At 29.8% G+C, this 14,514-nt stretch carries 17 protein-coding genes and 1 pseudogene; 2 read left to right on the forward strand and 16 right to left on the reverse strand.

From position 1 onward, the window contains the following. Positions 1–103: 103 nt before the first annotated feature. Both T473_RS16650 and T473_RS0110685 read right to left on the reverse strand, forming a co-directional pair. Positions 104–942 (reverse strand): annotated as a pseudogene (locus T473_RS16650) (sialate O-acetylesterase). A gap of 167 nt (positions 943–1,109) precedes the next feature. Beyond that, complete coding sequence (locus T473_RS0110685; protein ID WP_024621903.1) at positions 1,110–1,367, reverse strand: CD3324 family protein; 258 nt, start codon at positions 1,365–1,367, stop codon at positions 1,110–1,112. A 448-nt stretch (positions 1,368–1,815) separates the two neighbouring features. Here T473_RS0110685 and T473_RS0110690 point away from each other — a divergent pair, with 448 nt between their 5' ends. Further along, positions 1,816–1,995 (forward strand): hypothetical protein, encoded by a 180-nt coding sequence (locus T473_RS0110690; protein ID WP_024621904.1) that lies wholly within the window; start codon positions 1,816–1,818, stop codon positions 1,993–1,995. A gap of 230 nt (positions 1,996–2,225) precedes the next feature. On the opposite strand, the gene pepI is transcribed toward T473_RS0110690, so the two are convergent. The 10 genes from pepI to T473_RS19185 all read right to left on the reverse strand — a co-directional run bounded on the left by pepI (position 2,226) and on the right by T473_RS19185 (position 11,114). Further along, positions 2,226–3,107 (reverse strand): proline iminopeptidase, encoded by an 882-nt coding sequence (gene pepI / locus T473_RS0110695; RefSeq protein WP_024621905.1) that lies wholly within the window; start codon positions 3,105–3,107, stop codon positions 2,226–2,228. Between the two features lie 329 nt (positions 3,108–3,436). Continuing rightward, the gene (locus T473_RS18315) at positions 3,437–3,616 is read right to left on the reverse strand and encodes a hypothetical protein (RefSeq protein ID WP_152522293.1); all 180 of its coding nucleotides are present in this window, start codon (positions 3,614–3,616) and stop codon (positions 3,437–3,439) included. A gap of 274 nt (positions 3,617–3,890) precedes the next feature. Further along, the gene (locus tag T473_RS0110705; RefSeq protein ID WP_024621906.1) at positions 3,891–4,226 is read right to left on the reverse strand and encodes a cupin domain-containing protein; all 336 of its coding nucleotides are present in this window, start codon (positions 4,224–4,226) and stop codon (positions 3,891–3,893) included. Positions 4,227–4,229: 3 nt separating this feature from the next. Next, positions 4,230–4,568: a cupin domain-containing protein gene (locus T473_RS0110710; protein WP_024621907.1), complete on the reverse strand. Its 339-nt coding sequence runs from the start codon at positions 4,566–4,568 to the stop codon at positions 4,230–4,232. A gap of 93 nt (positions 4,569–4,661) precedes the next feature. Continuing rightward, a complete protein-coding gene (locus tag T473_RS0110715) occupies positions 4,662–5,354 on the reverse strand; it encodes an ABC transporter ATP-binding protein (RefSeq protein WP_024621908.1) in 693 nt (230 codons plus the stop codon). After that, positions 5,326–6,105, reverse strand: coding sequence for an ABC transporter permease (locus tag T473_RS0110720; protein WP_024621909.1), 780 nt, complete (start codon positions 6,103–6,105; stop codon positions 5,326–5,328). Before T473_RS0110720 ends, T473_RS0110715 begins: the two co-directional genes overlap by 29 nt. Further along, entirely contained in the window at positions 6,077–6,415 is a 339-nt protein-coding gene (locus tag T473_RS18085) for a substrate-binding domain-containing protein (RefSeq protein ID WP_152522295.1), read from the reverse strand. The genes T473_RS0110720 and T473_RS18085 overlap by 29 nt, the downstream gene beginning before the upstream one ends. Then, a complete protein-coding gene (locus tag T473_RS16655) occupies positions 6,358–7,077 on the reverse strand; it encodes an ABC transporter substrate-binding protein (RefSeq protein ID WP_051365907.1) in 720 nt (239 codons plus the stop codon). Before T473_RS16655 ends, T473_RS18085 begins: the two co-directional genes overlap by 58 nt. A 117-nt stretch (positions 7,078–7,194) precedes the next feature. Further along, positions 7,195–10,449: an acyl-CoA dehydratase activase-related protein gene (locus T473_RS16660; RefSeq protein WP_242825916.1), complete on the reverse strand. Its 3,255-nt coding sequence runs from the start codon at positions 10,447–10,449 to the stop codon at positions 7,195–7,197. 47 nt (positions 10,450–10,496) lie between these two features. Then, a complete protein-coding gene (locus T473_RS19185; RefSeq protein WP_242825917.1) occupies positions 10,497–11,114 on the reverse strand; it encodes a BadF/BadG/BcrA/BcrD ATPase family protein in 618 nt (205 codons plus the stop codon). 102 nt (positions 11,115–11,216) lie between these two features. Between T473_RS19185 and T473_RS0110735 the strand changes: the two genes are divergently transcribed. Beyond that, positions 11,217–11,903, forward strand: coding sequence for a Crp/Fnr family transcriptional regulator (locus T473_RS0110735; protein WP_024621910.1), 687 nt, complete (start codon positions 11,217–11,219; stop codon positions 11,901–11,903). Between the two features lie 166 nt (positions 11,904–12,069). Here T473_RS0110735 and T473_RS18090 read toward each other — a convergent pair whose 3' ends face one another. The 4 genes from T473_RS18090 to T473_RS17285 are packed head-to-tail and all read right to left on the reverse strand — an operon-like array spanning position 12,070 to position 13,896. Then, positions 12,070–12,222 (reverse strand): cyclic lactone autoinducer peptide, encoded by a 153-nt coding sequence (locus T473_RS18090; protein WP_161627551.1) that lies wholly within the window; start codon positions 12,220–12,222, stop codon positions 12,070–12,072. Beyond that, a complete protein-coding gene (locus T473_RS0110745) occupies positions 12,219–12,806 on the reverse strand; it encodes an accessory gene regulator ArgB-like protein (protein ID WP_024621911.1) in 588 nt (195 codons plus the stop codon). Before T473_RS0110745 ends, T473_RS18090 begins: the two co-directional genes overlap by 4 nt. Positions 12,807–12,841: 35 nt before the next feature. Next, complete coding sequence (locus T473_RS16665) at positions 12,842–13,243, reverse strand: GHKL domain-containing protein (protein WP_330369483.1); 402 nt, start codon at positions 13,241–13,243, stop codon at positions 12,842–12,844. Continuing rightward, positions 13,222–13,896, reverse strand: coding sequence for a hypothetical protein (locus tag T473_RS17285; protein ID WP_024621913.1), 675 nt, complete (start codon positions 13,894–13,896; stop codon positions 13,222–13,224). The genes T473_RS16665 and T473_RS17285 overlap by 22 nt, the downstream gene beginning before the upstream one ends. Between the last annotated feature and the right edge of the window lie 618 nt (positions 13,897–14,514).

Raw genomic sequence — 14,514 nt, forward strand, 5'->3', positions numbered from 1 at the left:
AGCCAATTTCTACATTATTTATAGAAATTGGCTTTTTAATTGGAATAATTCAGAGCGTGAATTTTAATGCCTTCTTGAATCATCATTTAATATTCATTAATCATTACTTAATATTCATTTGCAATTTATAATCTTCTAGTGACATATCCCCTCTAACAAATTTATTTTCTAGTAACGTGCTCTTTTCAGTTTTTGTTAAAGTCCTTTCACTCTCGATATTAATTGCATCTTCTTCACCTTCCAAAGGTTCTAAGACATGATGAAGTTTATCATAGGAATCAAAATATCGAACGCCAAATATTCTTTGTGAAACTGCATTTAAATGTATGCCATCTGGATTAGGTGTTAAACCAGATGCTGTTACAAAATAACAATTCTCCTGAGTGTTAGCAAATTTCTTAAGTTCCTGATCGACTTCGATGTGTTCAGTGAAATACTCACCTAGCCAACCATTTCTTAAATAATCTCCAATTCCACCTATAATAATTGGTATATCTGATCCATTAAGTTCGCGGCGAAATGCCTCGACAATTTTTACAAACTTTTCATGATAAAGTTTATAATTTCCTGAAGAACATTCATTTTCACCCTGATGCCAGAGAATTGCTTCCAATTTACTGCTTTTTTGAGCTAGTTTTGCTTGAAATATAGCATGTTCAAATATCGGTCCATCCACTGCCCAGTCATCTAGCTTGAAGCACCTTCAGCACAAGGTATTAACCCAATATCTTCATTTTCATTTTTTCTACACCACGCTGCTGCAAAAGAAGCAGAAGGTCCGATGCCCGCATATGGACGATCGTAGTTTATTGGCTCCGACATGATTTGCCATCTCCCATTGCGTATCACTTTTATACGTTCGTTGCAAATTAGCGGAACATCTTTTAAAAATCCACGGCCGGCCATATTTGATTGACCAACCAGTAAGAAAGAATGTATCATAATTTTTTAACCTCCTTATATATGTCAAGTACGATCATAAACTATGTTTTGATGTTTATATCATAACCTAATATACTCTTCAAAATACTTTTGCGATAGCCCTGAAAATAGTTATAATTGTTTTTTCCTATAAAAAAATACTCTACCAAAATGGTAAAGTACCTCTCTCATCTTTTTACTATTTTTCTTACTGAATCATATGATAAACAATACTTTTTGGCAATTTCCGTTATCGAAATGCCACTTTCGTATTGATAGATTATCTCACTATTTCGTTTGTTATAATAATCTCTTGAACCGCTATTTTCTCCCCATTTCTGCTTTACACCAGCTATGGGAATATACAGTAGCTCACCATTTACATATTTCAGAATCTCGTTTAATAGTTCTTCTGGAAGCACGTCTGCCGCGTTAATATATTTCATAACTCTACCCCTTTACTTAATAAATAGTTAAATAAAGTGCAGAATCAGCAGATGATGCAACTTATAAACCCACACAGATTGTTGCACCTCTACTATTCTGCATGGGAATTTACACTTTTTAAGTTATTTTGATTTTTAATCTTTTTAAACATATCTATCACCTCGATTCCTTACAATTATACAGAGTATAACATATGAGATAGATATGTCAATATTTTAGTATTTACTCCGATACACCTTAAAATTTATATAGTTTTAAATTAATAATTTAACTTGAAATTTATTTAAACTCAAACGATTTACAGCTTTAGCAAATATTAGAGATTTATGTATATAAAATAAGCTATAAGCTAATATTAGTTTATAATTGAGGTATAGTTGTAATCTGGAAAACAAATGATTTCTCTGTTATAATTAATTTAAATACATTTTTTATGGAGACGTGCAGATGAGTAAAGCAAAAATACACAAGATCTTTGAAAACGAGGAAGCCAAGAGATTATTTAAGCAAGCTTTAAAGGATAGCAATGGTTTTTCTGCATTTGATTTAAATAGTCTATATATAACTGAAGAAATGGTTAAAAAATGGTATGACAATTTTAACTCAAATAAGGACGGAAATAATTAGTCTGAGTAAACACTATTGTCTTTTTGCCACAATGCTATTTTAATTTAAAATAAAGCAGAATGATTATACTAGGAATATAATTCACTAAAAGAATAGTAATTGACAAATGCTACAACCCTGTATTTTATATAAAATCAATATTAAAATTGTAATAAAAAAGAGATTAAGCATATATCGCTTAATCTCTATCTCTTTATCTAAATTTATTTAAATTTAATCATTATATACTATTAATCATTTTCCTCTAACCATTTATTTAGAACTTCTACATACTTATCAAATTCTTCAACAAACGGCATATGTCTTGAGTACTCAAATAACTCCCATTTACTGTTAGGAATTCTGTCATACATAGTTTTTGCAATATATGGTGAGCTTAAATCTATAGCTCCACTAGTTATCAAACAAGGTTCCTTTATTTCATGTAATCTGTCTGTAAACTCATATCCAGCAAGAGTACCTGTTGGAGAAAATTCATTTTGTCCCCATCCTACAACATAAGCTTCAGAACCTGCTTTTTTAGGTCTTCTTAAGCACTCTGGAGAGTCTTCAGTTACCTCGCCTGCACAGTACATTAGCATAAACTTGTCTAATGCTTCAGCATATTCTTTACTAGAATAATCTCCTGTTTTCTCTGCCTCAAGCAAAGGTTTTCTATAAACTTCATCCATATATGATATTCTTCTCTTTTGCTCTTTTTCCCAAAGTTTTGCAGAAGAAAGAGTAGATGAAAGAATATAAGACTTAATTCCCTTTGGTTTATGCTCAATAGCGTACCAAATAGCTTGCATTCCTCCCCAAGATTGACCTAAAAGGTGAATTTCTTCAAGTCCAAGATGTTTTCTTAGTTCTATAAGCTCTTCTATCCAAGTTTCAGCATTAAATAACTCAGGATGACCTTCCACAAATGAATTACCACAGCCAATTTGGTCGTACATTATTACTTGTCTACCACTTTCAGCTATCTTGTCTAATACCTCAAAATAGTTATGTGTAGAACCTGGTCCTCCGTGAAGTAGTACTAATGGTTTCTTCCCTTCAGTTGCTTCACCTACTACACGGTAATAAGTTTTGAAACCTTTAAAAGGCATATATCCTTCAGTGATTTTCATATTTAACCCTCCAATTTGTCATTAGGAACAATGATTTGATCCATAATAAGATCATTTAAAACTTCTAGTCCATATTCAATATGTATTTTATTCTTTGTATTTGCTTTCATAAATATTATAACATAAAAATAAAAGAATAATACATCAAAACAGGCGTCAAATTCTATTCCCTATATAGTTTTATACATATGAAAATTTAATTATTTTAAAATATCTTTATCATCAAATAATTTATTAGCTATATAATCAAACTAAGTCCATGCGCTCTATAAAATTAGATTGCATAGACTTTTTAATATGCTACAATTTTGAACTAGTATCAGCTACCACTAGAATTCTACTAAATTAAACTTTTTTATCATAAATGTAAAAACAAAACTACATATTACTGCTATAATCATAGCAATTAATGTAGAAAAATAAGAACCAGTAGAATCATAAAGTGATCCTGCTATGGTACTTCCAAAAGATGCGATAAATAAATTCATATTAACTAATGACAAATTCACAGCATAATTTTCACTTCCATGAAAATCATTAACAAAAGCTGAATTTATCGGTGTTATTCCACCATAGGCTAAACCGATACATATAAAACCTATAATAATTAGATTAAAAAAAGTAATACAAACCTAGCATTAGAAAAATTTATTTACACAATATGATCTTTATATATGCAAATTCTATATGGCCAATGAGACAAAGCCTCTATAATCACATAAAAGGCGCTAACCTTAATCGGTTATCGCCTTTGAAATATATCAAATTATTCTATTATTAATTTTATGGCTTTACCAAGATATTAAATAATTTTACATTAGTTAATGCCTCTACACCATAATTTATATCAGCTTCCATCGCAACAACATCACCTTTATTTATTACAACTTCATCGCTTTCATTATACAAAATTTTAGCACTGCCTTCTATCATTACAAATAATGTTTCCATTTCATAATACTCTTTATCTATACTTTCTCCACAAGCATATGAAAAGAATCTTATCTCTGTATTATCATTATCTATTAATGCCTTACTCGCTATAGTATTTCCAGTATGACTTATCATGTCAGTCATAGCAATAGCCTCAAATGGTTTAATATTTCTTAAATATCTCATAACTTAATCCTCTTTTACTACTACTAAAAGCATTTTCATATCTTCTTTTGCAGTTACTTGATGTTGTATGTTAGCTGGCATTACTACTAATTGACCTTTTGTTGCTTCCATTGTTTCTTCTCCTATTTTTACAGTCGCAACACCTTGGTGGATGTAAATCAAAGCGTCTCCCTTTGCAGCGTGAGGACCAACACCTTCGCCTTTTCCAAATGCTAATGCAGTTACTCCTACACCTTTCTTCTGAGCCATAGTTACTGTTTCTATTTGCCCTTCTTTACAACTTACTAAACTATCGAAATCAATTGCTTTTGCTTTTTCTACGTTTCTTATTAATTCTTCCATTTTATTTTCTCCTTATCTAAATCTTATTTATAATTATATTATTAACCAATAATTTTACTTAATCCAATAGGTTTATTTTACTAATAAATCTAATTAGCCCAATAAGTTTATTATTTCCTTTCTATGTCCTATAAATTCATCGGAGTTTATATCTCTACTGCCAATGCTTTCTTTATCGAGTATTACTTCTTTTATAACTTTTGTCGGCCTTTTGCCTAGTACTAGGATTCGATTAGCTACAGTTAATGCTTCATCAATTTCATGCGTTATAAACAAAATCGATTTATCGCTTTTATTCCACAAGTTAATTAAGACCTTTAGCATTTCTATTCTTAAGTTATAATCTAAAGATTTAAAAGGCTCATCCATCAGAAGCAAATCGCAGTCATAGTTAAATCCCCTAGCTATTGCACATCTTTGCTTCATTCCGCCACTCAATGTATCCGGATATGATTTCTCAAAGTTCTTTAACCCTACCTCCTCTATTATCTTTAGAGCTCGTTTACGCTTGGAATTGTCATTGACTACTTCTACATTTTCAAGCACATTCATCCAAGGTAGTAATCTGTCCTCTTGAAACACATATCCTATAGTCGGCTTTGAAGAATGTATTTCGCCTTCATATTTATTTATTATTCCAGAGATGATATTCAAAATCGTCGATTTTCCACATCCCGATGGACCTATAATAGCCACTATTTCATTTTTATCGACCTCTAAGTTTAAGTCTTCTATAACTTTTAGATTTTCAAAACTCTTAGTTAAATTTTCTATCTTTAAAAGCATATCTTTCACCTTTTACCTTCGTATTAAACAAGTAAGAAACTACTTTATTAGTTGTATAAAATAACACTACTATTATTATTGTCCAAGCAAATACATATCCTGTTTCTATATTTATTCTTGAGATTGTTAGTTCCCCACCTATCCCATTGTTAGAACTTAGCACTTCACCCATAACTATTATCTTCCATCCAAGTCCTATTACTACCTGCAAAGCTCCTTGGAAATAGGGAATTATCGAAGGAATTATTATTTTTCTCAACATTTTACTTTTCGAGAAACAGTATATTTCCCCCATCTCTACTAACTGATGATCTATATTTTTTATACTTTCTACTAAATTTATTACTACTAATGGCAATGTAGATATTACCGCTATAAATATACTGGCCTTGCCGTCTAATCCAAACCAGATAATCGCTAAAACTAGCCATGAAATCGGTGGTACTGATTGCATAAAACTTATAACAGGATTTATTAGTAGCTCAATCTTCTTACTGTATCCTATAATTATCCCTAAAATACTTCCAAGAGAAACCGATATAGTTAAGGCTATAATCAGTCTCTTAGTTGTTATGAAAATATTTACTAAAAGATCTTTTGTTGTAAGTATATCTATCAACGCCTTTAGCACTTCATTTATACTAGGTACAATAATCGGCGAATATATAACAGACATGCCTTGCCATACTGCTAAAATAATTATTATTGATAATAATCTATACTTATTTTGCCCCATAATAGAAGTCTTCACCTGGTATACTACCTCCAATTGTCGTTGGATCAAAGTCTAGCAATAATTTATAAAATTCTTTTAAGTCGCCCATTGAAGCCTGTCCATCTTTATACTTAAGGCCTAATCTTGGCATAGATTTTATAACTATATCTTTCTTTAGACCAAAATGTTTTTCACCTAATTCTCCAGCAACTTCTGGATTTTCAACTATATAGTTTAATGCTTTTTCATATTCTACTTCAAACTTCTTCATTACATCCTTATTTTCCTCTATAAATGTAGTTGTAGCTCCCATTCCAGCATTAGGTACACTTTTCTTTTCTCCCATAAGTTTCTTCCACTCTGCATCGTAGCTAAATGCAATTTCAAGTTATCATTTCCAGATAATGCGTTAGTTACTTGTGGCTCTAAACTTACTGCATGCTCGACTTTGCCAACTTTTATAAGCTGTGTTATCTCACTTGGAGTACTGTATTTTAATTCAACATCTTCACCTATCTTCATACCATTTGACTCTAAGAAATACTGAGTCAGTATATCCGCTGGAGATGATTTTTGAGGTACATATATTGTTTCACCTTTTAAATCCGACCATTCTTTAATGCTTTCATCTGTAGTTATAAAATAAGTCACTCCCCAAGTATTTACATTTGTAAGCTTTATATCTACACCTTTGTTGTTAAGTTTAGCCCCTACTGTAAGAGGTAATGCAAAAATATCGTGTTTTTTGTCTTGAGTCATTGCAATTAGTTGCTCTGGAGAATCCCAGTAATCTATATTTAATTCTACATTGTCTCCCATAGCATTAGTCTCTATCATTTGTAATACAGGCATTGTCGGTGCTGCCTTTGGTACTCCCAAATTTATAGTTACTTTTTCAGCTGTAGTATTCTCTGCTTTTGCATCTTCCGCTTCTTTTGGATTACTGCTACAACCTACCGCAAACAAGCAAACTAAACCTAAGCACATCCCCAATAATTTTCTTTTCATTTTTCAACCTCCTGGATTTAATTGAATTTATTTATGATTTAAAATTTATTTTTCATAATTAATGATTTAAGATTTTTATCAACTAATTTATAATGATTATATTTACAATCTTTATTTTTATAAATAAGTTATAAAAGTTTCTATTAATTCGTCATTATTTTTATTCATATTGCTATCGAAATACAAATCTAATATAGGTACTTTTATATCTTTTTTATATTTATCTCTGATTATCTTTAAGATTGTGGCTGTATTTTCATACATAGAGCTGACTAGAATTATTCCATCGACTCCATTTGTTGTAAGCAGCTTTCCTAATCTATATCTACCAGCGCCACCCTGATATATAGGTAACTTGTCCTTTAAAACATTCGATATTGAATCTACATCTTCATTAAATGGAGACTCATTGCCCAGTATCAAATTGACGCTATCAATCAATACTTTACCGTCTTCTAAAAGGCTTATATATTCCTTATTCTTTTTATTTCTCTTTGTGCTAAAGTCTTTCCATAATCCATATAAAACCTCTGACAATGGTTGTCTTAATACTGTATTAGATTTCTTTAGCTCTTTTATCTTATTATTTGTTAAATAGTCTTTATAGACAACTAATGGTTCACCTATAATTAACAGCTTTTTCTTATTATTATCTACGTTAATATCTTCCTTAATTTGCTTTGCTATATTTTCAAAGTTTAAATTAGTTAGATCTCTATTTTTTATACAAACTATTAATTTCTGCAAATACAAACGACTTTCATTGTCATCGCATAGAGTCAGTAAATCTCCAATAATTATTGCTTTAAAGAACTCTAGACCAAATCTTTTATCTCCTAACAAGTCCTCTATAAAAGGTGCTTCTAAGTCGAGTTTTTTGTCTAGCTCCATAGCTTTATCACTTATAAGTTTTCCATATTGGCCAAATGTTTCACTGCCTTCATTTGTTGGTAAATACAGCGTGTATTCTTTATCGCTGTCTTTAACTTTATTAATAACTTCTGCTATTAAAGCAATCAGAGAAAAATACTCTTTACTCATTGAAAACTTTTTACCGTATTCAATCGATTTATCGTCGACTTCATCTAATATTGTTACGCTTTTTCCCTGTCTTTCTAGGAAAGCTTTAAATATATTGCTATACGGATACATCTCCGGTATCAATACCTCATTGTCTACCTTATCTTCGTTAGCTTTATTTTTGTTAATCTTGTTCTCATTAATCTTGTTGTTTCCGTTATTCTCTTTCTTAAAATTCTTATTCTCGGGAGCCATCTTTACACTATCTTTATTTTTATATACATGATTGTCTAAAGAATGAATAAAAGCCTCTACCCTAGTTATAACACCAACCTTAGATGAATGTTCATCAACCTCTATATGAAGATACGGCTTATCTCCTATCTCCTTCTTGAAGTAGTGACTAAGAACAGTATCTGGCCCACATCCGTGATTAGTAATGTATATAGGATACAAATTTTTATGGGCTTTTACTATTTCAACACCCGTCAAAGTATGTTGCCCAAAAGGCCAGTACATATTTTCGTATTCTTCTTTCATACGAACTTCCCCAGCTTCAAGGTGAGATAAATAAAGTACTTTGTATCCAAGCTCTTTTAATTTGTCCTCAATCCCCATATTTAAAACCGGATCAACTATGTTGTACACTCTACTTAAAATTACAAATACCTTTTCATCTTCATCAATATCTGTCAATACTTTCGCTCCTAAGTTTTCTAGGTGTTTTTCATAATCTATAAACTTCTTCATGCCGAGCATTACAGCTTTTGTAGTTTCAAATTTATTTTTACCTAATTGTTCACCTATTGATAACAGCGTCTTTATCATGTACTCTTTACCGAAGTTAAAAGATATTGTAGGACATATAAGTTCCACATTTCTTTCTTTCAAATTAAATACATTATCTATTATTTTTGGAGAAGTCTGCATATAAACGCAAGAATAATCCTCTCTAACAGTAGATCCCGCATGTTTCATAGTATGTAAATGAGGTAAAAAAATATAGTCTACATTCTTTTCTAATAGCGATGCTATATGTCCATTGATTAACTTTACAGGTAAACAAGTTTCTTCAAATGAATGTTCTTGACTCAATCTTATTATCTCTTCATTGCTTACATCCGAAAGAATAACATTGTATCCCAGATTGCTAAATATAGTATTAAATAATGGGAACATCTTATTTATAAATAATACCCTCGGTATCCCGACAGTTTTTTTATCGACATCTAAACTTTGATTGTATCCATTTAAAAACTGCCTTTTACCTTCTTTTTCTAAATAATCGTTAGCAACGTCGTCCTTAGATTCCACTTTTTTTCTTTTGCTCTCTTCTTTTGTTAGAACTGCTACTCCCAGAGCACCCGTTACACTGAAGAAATCCGGTACGATTATTTCTTTATCGAGTATACTTCTAAAGGCATTTACAACAGCTTGATTATAAGCTATTCCGCCCTGTAAGAATATTGTCTCACCTATTTTTTTATTTCCAACAACTCTATTTAAATAGTTCTTTACGATAGAATAAGCAAGTCCTGCTGTTATATTTTCAATACCTTCACCCTCAGATATTGCCTTGCCGATATTTCCTTCGATAAATACTGTGCACCTATCGCCTAAATTACTTGGATTGTCTCCCTCTAATGCGATATTTCCAAAATCAGATAACTCTATTCCAAGTTTTTTAATCTGCTCTTCTATAAAAGCTCCTGTTCCCGCTGCACAGATTTTATTCATTTCGAAATCTTTTACAACACCATTATCTATGCTTATATACTTCGAGTCTTGACCACCTATCTCAAATATTGTATCAACCTTGTCATTTGTTACTACAGCACCTTTTGATTGAGCTGTAATTTCATTAACTACTACATCGGCGTCTACCAGTTTTGCTATATACACTCTAGCTGAACCTGTTGTACCTATTCCTTTGATTTTAAAATCTTTTCCCAATCTCTCTTTTAGAACTTCTATAGAATTTTCTACTACTTCTTTAGGTTTCCCCATAGTTTTTTCGTACATATAGTCAATTACCTTATTCTCATTATTTACTACAACGAGATTAGTACTAGTCGATCCTATATCAATTCCCAAATAACCTTCTTTAGAATTAACACATGTGCATTCATGCTTACTTACACTATCACCATATCCAAATTCGTTTAATTTATTGTAAATAGATTTAGGTATAGTTATAATCGTTTTCTCATTTTCATTTAATAAATCATTTGACTTAACAATAAAATTCTTTTTTGTGGCTATTTTGCATGCACCAAAACACGATATATACTCAAAATCATCAATTATTAGATCTTCATCTTTAAGACTTAATACTTCTTTTAAAGCTCTCAATACTCCACTATTGTTTATAACTCCGCCTGTTAAAATTACTGGAGGAGTTATAATATTTTTTGAACTACATTTGCTTTATAATTTCTAACAAGCGCATAACATAGGCCTAACAATATATCCTCTATCTTAGTTCCGTCCTGTTGGTGATGGATCATATCTGTTTTTGAAAATACACTGCATCTTCCAGCTATTCTAGGTATTTTAGTAGCCTTATCTATATATGATGATATATTTTGTATATCTACAAACAATCTGGATGCTTGTTCCTCTAAGAAAGAACCCGTTCCAGCTGCACAACTACTATTCATAAAGAACTTAATATTAGAATTATTACTGCTATCGACATTAGTTATAAATTTCGTCTCCTGTGCACCTAGCTCTATAATAGATTTAACCGATTTATTTTTATAAACAGATCCTTCAACCAGTGCGATGCTGTTATTTATATAATAGTTTTTACCTATATCAATTGTCGATGCAAGACTTCCTGTAATCCCCAGTATAAGGTCATCGTCATCCAAACCGATTTTATCTAGTAATTCTTTATAAAAATTTTCTACCTTACCTTTATGAAATTTGTATCCTTTATCAATTACCTCATCAGAATCATTCAAATACACATATTTAAATGTAGAATATCCTATATCTATGCCTAATTTTTTCATTGACCCCACCTTTTCGATAATAATTATCATTTACTATTGATACCTATTATAGTATAATCTGTTTATTAAGTCTGTTCCATATAGGACATCTATGGAGGTTTTATGAAAAATTTAATCGATCATTTAAAAAAATCTGTATTATTTAGAAATAAATTGAATAATGAACTGGAAATTCTGGTAAATTCAACAAATTATAAAATAGTAAAACTTAATAAAAACGAAACTGTTTTTGATGTATTCTCTTATACAAACTCTATTGGGATTGTTTTATATGGCGAACTAAGTGTAGAAAAAATTTTGCCTTGTGGTAAGCTCGTAGTTTTATTTCATAAATCATGTGGTGAAATGTTTGGAGAGGTCGCAGTTTTTTCAGATGCAAATGAATATCCTTGTAGAGTTGTCGCAAAAACCAAATGCGAAGTTATCTTATTTTCTAGAGAAGATTTTTTTAAGATTTTGACTCTGGATAATGAAGTTCTGGATAAATTTCTGTACTTGATATCCAACAAAGCTTATTACTTAAACACGAAGGTGGAATCTCTTTCATTTACTTCTGTAAAACAGAAGATCGCCCATTCTCTTATACGAGATTTTAATGCATCTAGCGATAACGATATTATAAAATTGCCTTATTCAAAAAAGGTTTGGTCGAACAATTTAAATGTGTCTAGGTCGTCGCTGTATCGAGAGCTCGATTCGCTATGCGATGATTCGATTATTGATATTTCTGGTTCTTCTGTGATTAAGATTTTGAATTTCGATAGGTTAAATTCGATTCTTATGGATTAGTGCTTGGCTTAAGTTTGTATATTTATTTAGTTTTTAAAATATATTTTAATTTATCTTTCAATAATTCCTTAATAATAAGGTACAAAAAAGACCCTTTCATAGATAGACACACTTTTTTATGTGTCCACTATATAGGGTCTCTTAAACTTTTACTTATCTTTCTTTTCTATTCACTTTTCTTCTTGAATTGACTCATGTTTTTAGGCATTTTAGGTTGGTGGGAAATTGTTGATGATGTTGAATTAGCTGATAATTTCAGCGTATTTATCGCTATAGCACCTACCTTTTCTAAAACTACAGAACTTAAATTTTTTTTCATAAGTTTGTCACTCCTCTCTTTATAATACCTAATACTAACATTATAAAAATACATACAATAACAGATGATGCATACATTGAATACTCATATGTGATTGTAAGATTAATGCCCAAAATTATTAACAATAAAAGAAAACTACATATATACATAACTATTCTTTTATAACTCTTTCTTTCTTTTTCACTTAATGGATTATGTCGATGTTCCTGTGGAGCTAGGAAGCTTATTCCTATATAGCTTATTAATGTTATTACAATCATAGGAATATTAGTATGTAAAGATATTAGCTTATCAACAATATATATATTAGTTATATATAGTATCATAAAAACCAATAAACATCTACGATAATTTTCAGCATGAAATCCACCAGAGAATTGTCGAATAGGACAATAAAATGCTAAAAATATTACTGTTTCTATAAATCTACCGAACATATATCCTATAGCTAAAATCACTGACATCTGAATTATAAAAGCAACTATTGTCTCAAAGGCATACTGATAAAGTTCATAGTCCTCAGAGTCAATTGTTTCTTTACTTATTAAATATGTTGTTATTTTATTAGCGCTAGACTTAACCATATACTCCCTCCAGATCTTTCGTTACTTCTAATTATTTATGTACTTTTGTTTGGCTGTGATACTTTTTGAGACAATGGAATTAGAATGGTCAATATTAAATTATCATCTGATATTTGAACAACACCATTGTATTTTTCTATTGTTTTATTTATACTATTAACACCTATCTCATGAGAAAAAGTCTCCTGTTCATCTTTAACAATATTTTTAACTATTTTTAGGTATTCTGCTGAATTTGTACATTTTATTACATAAAAATTATTAACAATTTTTCCAGATATAGTAATTTTTTTTAGATTTTTTTTACTTTTTTGTTCAGTATCAATTGCACGATCTAACATATTAGAAAATAAATTACATATGTCTATTACCTCAAGGAAATAGCATTGAGAGAAATCTATATTTACACATAACTCTATATCATTTTCATCGCAAATAGATTTTTTTCCGTTAGAATTAGGTCTAAAACATTGTTTTGTGTCTCAAATAATGTTTCTAAACCAAACTGTGCTTTTTCTAAGCTTAGATAGTGCTTATATTGATTATACATTTTATCCTTGATCAATTTATTTTCATATCTTAATTCATTTGCTTTTACAATCTTTAATACTATGAAAATAAATGAAACATTTGAAAATAACAGAAACAAAGATACAACCAATATCACCATTCCTATATTAGTTGTGACAATTATTGATTTATCAAATATAAAGAATACCATTGCTACTAGACTCATTACATTGGCTAAAATCGGAATAGCTAATAATAAATACTCTTTTTTATTGATTTTAAAGGTACATTTTATACTTTTTATTATAGGTATTGCTAATAATAAGATTGACTTAGTTATGATTACTAATTCCAATCTATATACATTATTAGCTAATAGCAAATTTATATTATCTAATGAATGCAATATAACTAAGATACTGCAAACAACTAAATCATTGACTGTCAGTATAGTCCAAAACATTGTACTTATTAATATACCTTGGAATATACTTGTGTCATAATTAAATTTAAATAGTAAGAAAGATAAAATAATACAGATAGTGATTTTAAAGTTCACCATATAATTATTAAGTGTCATAAAAACCATTATTGAAACAATCGCTATTAAACATAAATATACGATTTTTTACTTCTTCTGACAGTACTAATATTATTAAAGATAAAATTTAACACAGCCCATTCCATGAATGTAGTTAAAACCATTAATATAGACCAATAAGTACTTGATTCTAACATAGTTACCCCCTCCCCTAGTTATAGATAAAATTATTTGTAAAAGGTCGTCTGTCTAAATTCTATCATATAGTTATATTAATTTACAACTTATCTCAAGAGCAGGCAATCGATCTTTTTCGACTTTTCATTCGAATATTTTATAAAAGGATAGTGAATATCGTGCATAATATTTTAAATTACTTTTTTAATTACAAAATAATATACAATTTTATATTATTCGATATATTAAGACTTATAACAGGACAAAATAATAGCCATTTTAGACAATTAAATAAATTATAATAAAATGCTAACAATTAAGCTAGCATCATACAATTCTATCTATTTTTTATCTACTAAATATATCTATGAACTGAGTCCTTATAACTGCATCATAAGTATATAATTACTTGGGTACCTTTTTGATTATCTATCAGGATTAACTACTCCCTTATCGTTTTATTTTCAAATTTATAACTAA

The sequence above is a fragment of the Clostridioides mangenotii TR genome (assembly GCF_000498755.1).
GTDB classification, from domain to species: domain Bacteria; phylum Bacillota; class Clostridia; order Peptostreptococcales; family Peptostreptococcaceae; genus Metaclostridioides; species Metaclostridioides mangenotii_A.

Coding starts and splice junctions, on each gene's coding strand:
- T473_RS0110685 (WP_024621903.1), bottom strand. CDS start 1,367: ATGAAATATATTAACGCGGCAGACGTGCTTCCAGAAGAACTATTAAAC.
- T473_RS0110690 (WP_024621904.1), top strand. CDS start 1,816: ATGAGTAAAGCAAAAATACACAAGATCTTTGAAAACGAGGAAGCCAAG.
- pepI (WP_024621905.1), bottom strand. CDS start 3,107: ATGAAAATCACTGAAGGATATATGCCTTTTAAAGGTTTCAAAACTTAT.
- T473_RS0110705 (WP_024621906.1), bottom strand. CDS start 4,226: ATGAGATATTTAAGAAATATTAAACCATTTGAGGCTATTGCTATGACT.
- T473_RS0110710 (WP_024621907.1), bottom strand. CDS start 4,568: ATGGAAGAATTAATAAGAAACGTAGAAAAAGCAAAAGCAATTGATTTC.
- T473_RS0110715 (WP_024621908.1), bottom strand. CDS start 5,354: ATGCTTTTAAAGATAGAAAATTTAACTAAGAGTTTTGAAAATCTAAAA.
- T473_RS18085 (WP_152522295.1), bottom strand. CDS start 6,415: ATGGGAGAAAAGAAAAGTGTACCTAATGCTGGAATGGGAGCTACAACT.
- T473_RS16655 (WP_051365907.1), bottom strand. CDS start 7,077: ATGAAAAGAAAATTATTGGGGATGTGCTTAGGTTTAGTTTGCTTGTTT.
- T473_RS19185 (WP_242825917.1), bottom strand. CDS start 11,114: ATGAAAAAATTAGGCATAGATATAGGATATTCTACATTTAAATATGTG.
- T473_RS0110735 (WP_024621910.1), top strand. CDS start 11,217: ATGAAAAATTTAATCGATCATTTAAAAAAATCTGTATTATTTAGAAAT.
- T473_RS18090 (WP_161627551.1), bottom strand. CDS start 12,222: ATGAAAAAAAATTTAAGTTCTGTAGTTTTAGAAAAGGTAGGTGCTATA.
- T473_RS0110745 (WP_024621911.1), bottom strand. CDS start 12,806: ATGGTTAAGTCTAGCGCTAATAAAATAACAACATATTTAATAAGTAAA.
- T473_RS17285 (WP_024621913.1), bottom strand. CDS start 13,896: ATGACACTTAATAATTATATGGTGAACTTTAAAATCACTATCTGTATT.